Annotated in this window: 4 protein-coding genes; all 4 read left to right on the top strand. The window is 71.1% G+C overall.

Features of this window, described 5'->3' with window-relative positions; translation table 11 throughout:
• A partial coding sequence (locus tag ACNPM4_RS05435; RefSeq protein WP_448984978.1) for a Cgl0159 family (beta/alpha)8-fold protein occupies nucleotides 1-266 on the top strand: 266 nt, incomplete at its 5' end.
• A gap of 25 nt (nucleotides 267-291) precedes the next feature.
• Nucleotides 292-1,815 (top strand): CoA-acylating methylmalonate-semialdehyde dehydrogenase, encoded by a 1,524-nt coding sequence (locus tag ACNPM4_RS05430; protein ID WP_448984976.1) that lies wholly within the window; start codon nucleotides 292-294, stop codon nucleotides 1,813-1,815.
• 25 nt (nucleotides 1,816-1,840) lie between these two features.
• Entirely contained in the window at nucleotides 1,841-2,749 is a 909-nt protein-coding gene (gene iolB, locus ACNPM4_RS05425; RefSeq protein ID WP_448984974.1) for a 5-deoxy-glucuronate isomerase, read from the top strand.
• On the top strand, nucleotides 2,749-4,482 hold a 1,734-nt coding region (gene iolD / locus ACNPM4_RS05420; protein ID WP_448984972.1), incomplete at its 3' end, for a 3D-(3,5/4)-trihydroxycyclohexane-1,2-dione acylhydrolase (decyclizing). The genes iolB and iolD, both read left to right, overlap by 1 nt.

Below are 4,482 nucleotides of genomic sequence, written 5' to 3'. Positions count from 1 at the left end.
CGAGCAGCGCGAGCACCTGGTTGAAGCTTCCGGTCGTCGACGACATGGAACGCGTGCTCGCGGCGACGACGCTGCCCGTGCTGCTGCTCGGCGGCGACGCGGGCGCCGACCCCGACGACACGTTCTCGTCCTGGGAGGACGCCCTCTCGCTCCCCGGCGTGCGCGGCCTGACCGTCGGCCGCACTCTCCTCTACTCGTCGGACATCGACGTGGCATCCGCCATCGACGTCGCGGCCTCCCTCGTCCACCCCGGGCTGACCGCCTGATCGCCCTCTCCGCAGAAGGACACGCATGACCTCCGCTTCCGACATCCCCGTCATCGCCCATTGGATCGACGGGGCCGCCCGCGCCTCGGCGAGCGGCCGCACGGCTCCCGTCCACAACCCCGCGACGGGGGCGGTGACCGGGCATGTCGCCCTGGCCGACGACTCCGAGATCGCGGACGCCATCGCGTCCGCGCGGCGCGGATTCCAGGTGTGGAGCGCCTACTCGATCGCGCGGCGCCAGGCGGTGATGTTCGCGTTCCGTGAGCTGCTGAACGCGCGCAAGGGTGAGCTGGCGGCGATCATCACGGCCGAGCACGGCAAGGTCCGCTCCGATGCGATGGGCGAGATCCTGCGCGGACAGGAGGTCGTGGAACTCGCGACCGGGTTCCCGCACCTGATCAAGGGCGCCTACTCGGAGAACGTCTCGACCGGCATCGACGTGTACTCCCTCAAGCAGCCGCTCGGCGTCGTCGGCATCATCTCCCCGTTCAACTTCCCCGCGATGGTGCCGATGTGGTTCTTCCCGGTCGCGATCGCCGCGGGCAACGCCGTGGTGCTCAAGCCCAGCGAGAAGGACCCGTCCGCCGCGCTCTGGCTCGCCGCCCTCTGGGCCGAGGCCGGGCTGCCCGATGGCGTGTTCACCGTGCTGCAGGGCGACAAGCAGGCGGTGGACGGGCTGCTGGAGAGCCCGGACGTCGCTTCGATCTCGTTCGTCGGCTCGACGCCCATCGCGCAGTACATCTACGAGACCGCGTCCCGCCACGGCAAGCGCGTGCAGGCGCTCGGCGGCGCGAAGAACCACATGCTCGTCCTGCCGGATGCCGACCTCGACCTCGTCGCCGACCAGGCCGTGAACGCGGGATTCGGCGCGGCGGGGGAGCGGTGCATGGCCGTCTCGGTCCTGCTCGCGGTCGAGCCGGTGGCGGACGAGCTGATCGAGCGCATCTCGCAGCGCATCGCGGGGCTGCGCATCGGCGACGGTGCGGGCGGTGCCGACGGCGAGCCCGACATGGGTCCGCTGATCACGGCGGAGCACCGCGCGAAGGTGTCGGGCTACGTCGACATCGCCGAGGCCGACGGGGCGCGCATCGTGGTCGACGGCAGAGGGTTGACGGTCGACGGGAACGAGGACGGCTTCTGGTTCGGGCCGACGCTCATCGACGAGATCCCGACCTCCTCGCGGGCGTACCAGGAGGAGATCTTCGGTCCGGTGCTGTCGGTGGTGCGGGTGCAGACCTTCCAGGAGGGGGTCGACCTGATCAACTCCGGCCGGTTCGGCAACGGGACCGCGATCTTCACCAACGACGGTGGGGCGGCCCGCCGCTTCCAGCACGAGGTCCAGGTCGGGATGATCGGCATCAACGTGCCCATCCCGGTTCCCGTCGCGTACCACTCGTTCGGCGGGTGGAAGGCATCGCTGTTCGGCGACGCGAAGGCGTACGGTGTCCATGGCTTCGACTTCTTCACCCGCGAGAAGGCGATCACCAGTCGCTGGCTCGACCCCGCCCTCCACGGCGGCATCGACCTCGGCTTCCCCCAGAACAGCTGAGCAGCGGATGCGGGCAGGAGAGGCCATGACCGAGGACGGGAACTGGTTCCACCGCCGGGGCGCGATCGGCCGCGACGGCTGGGAGAGCGTGGTCGACGACGCGACGCCCGGCTGGGCGCACACCGGCATCCGCATCGGCGAGCTCGGCGCGGGGGAGAGCCTCGCGCTCGCCGACACCGGGGTGGAGCGGATCATCGTGCCGCTCTCCGGGTCGTTCTCCGTGGCGCACACCGAGGAGGGATCGACCGCCGAGACGCTGCTCGCCGGTCGCCGCTCCGTGTTCGACGGTCCGAGCGACGTGCTCTACCTCTCGGCGGCGGCCACGGCCGTCATCACGGGCTCCGGTCGGGTGGCCGTGGCGTCTTCGCCCACCTCGGTCGTGCATCCCACGCGGCACATCCTCGCGGCCGAGACCCCGGTCGAACTCCGTGGCGCCGGCGCCTCCAGCCGGCAGGTGCACAACTTCGGCACACCGGAGGCGCTCGACGCCGAGCGCCTCATCGTGTGCGAGGTCATCACGCCCGCCGAGAACTGGTCGTCGTACCCGCCGCACAAGCACGACGAGCACGTGCCGGGGCGAGAATCCCGGCTCGAGGAGATCTACTACTTCGAGGCGGCGCCCACGCGCTCGAGCGGAGACGCCGCCGCCGACGCGGCCTTCGGGATGTTCGCGACCTACTCCTCGGGCGCCGGCGAGATCGACATCGCCGAACGGGTGCGCACCGGCGACATCGCGCTGGTGCCGTTCGGATTCCACGGTCCCGCCGTGGCCGCTCCCGGCTACGACCTCTACTACCTCAACGTCATGGCCGGCCCCGACCGGGAGCGGGCCTGGCTCATCACCGACGACCCCGCGCACGCGTGGGTGCGCGACAGCTGGAGCGGGCAGGACATCGATCCCCGGCTGCCCTACCGAGCAGAGGGAGAACTCTGATGCAGACCAGACGGATGACGGTCGGCCAGGCACTGGTCGAGTTCCTCTCGCGGCAGTGGACGGTCGACGGCGACATCCGCGAGCGCACCGTGCCCGGCATGTTCGGCATCTTCGGTCACGGGAACGTCGCCGGTCTCGGCCAGGCGCTGCAGCAGTACAACCTCGAGCAGCCCGACCTGATGCCCTACCACCAGGCCCGCAACGAGCAGGCGATGGTGCACCAGGCCGTCGGGTTCGCCCGGATGCATCGCCGCAGGGCGACGTTCGCGAGCACGGCCTCGGTCGGTCCCGGCGCCACGAACATGCTCACCGGTGCGGCGCTCGCGACCACCAACCGGCTGCCGGCGCTGCTGCTGCCGAGCGACACCTTCGCCACCCGGGTCGCGGACCCCGTGCTGCAGCAGTTGGAGCGCCCGCACGACATCGGGCTCACCGTGAACGACGCGTTCCGCCCGCTCTCGGTCTTCTTCGACCGGGTGCAGCGCCCGGAGCAGCTGTTCTCGATCGCGCTCGCCGCGATGCGCGTCCTCACCGATCCCGCCGAGACCGGTGCGGTGACGATCGCCCTGCCCGAAGACGTGCAGGCCGAAGCGCTGGAGGTCCCCCTCGAGTTCCTCCAGGACCGGGAGTGGCACATCCGCCGGCCGCTGCCGGAGCGCGGACCGTTGGCGCGGGCGGTGGCGGCGATCCGCGGCGCGAAGCAGCCGCTCCTCGTCGCGGGTGGCGGTGTCATCTACTCCGAGGCGGAGCAGGCGCTGCGGGCGTTGGTCGAGGCCACGGGCATCCCGGTCGGCACGACGCAGGCGGGCGGCGGCGCGCTGCCGTGGGATCACCCCCAGTACCTGGGCGGGATCGGCGCGACCGGCACCACCGCGGCGAACCGCATCGCGGCGGAGGCCGACGTCATCATCGGCGTCGGCACCCGGTACAGCGACTTCACGACGGCATCCCGCACGGCCTTCCAGAACCCCGACACGGTGTTCGTCAACATCAACGTCGCGGCCTTCGACGCCTACAAGCACGGCTCGCAGCTGCCCGTCGTCGCGGATGCCAGGGAGACCCTGGTCGTGCTGCGCGACGAGCTCGACGGATACCGCGTCGCACCGGCGCTGAGCGCACGGATCGCCGATGAGAAGCGCGAGTGGGATGCGGTCGTCGACCGGGCGCTCGCCCCCACGGGCCGCGAGCTGCCGGGCCAGCCCGAGATCATCGGCGCCGTGCGCGGGGCCGTGGCCGACGAAGACGTGATCGTGCAGGCGGCCGGCTCGCTCCCCGGCGACCTGCACAAGCTCTGGCGCGTCAGCGATCCGCTCGGCTATCACGTCGAATACGCATACTCCTGCATGGGGTACGAAATCGCGGGAGGACTCGGCGTCAAGCGCGGGCTCACGGCATCCGGCGACGAGCGCGACGTCGTCGTCATGGTCGGCGACGGCTCGTACCTGATGCTGAGCTCCGAGCTCGCGACGGCCGTGGCCGAGGGGATCAAGATCATCGTCGTGCTCATCCAGAACCAGGGCTATGCCTCGATCGGGCACCTCTCGGAGACGGTCGGCTCGGAGCGCTTCGGCACCGAGTACCGCCGCTACGACGACGAGGCGCGCAACTTCCAGCGCGGCGACGTGCTGCCGGTCGACCTCGCCATGAACGCGCGCAGCTACGGCGTCGACGTCATCGAGATCGCGAAGGGCCCCGCGGCGGTCGACGACCTGCGTGCCGCGGTCGCCGCCGCG

It is taken from the genome of Microbacterium umsixpiens, assembly GCF_053543675.1.
Note: the sequence above shows the minus strand (reverse complement) of the source record. Positions and strands in the feature narration are given on the sequence as shown.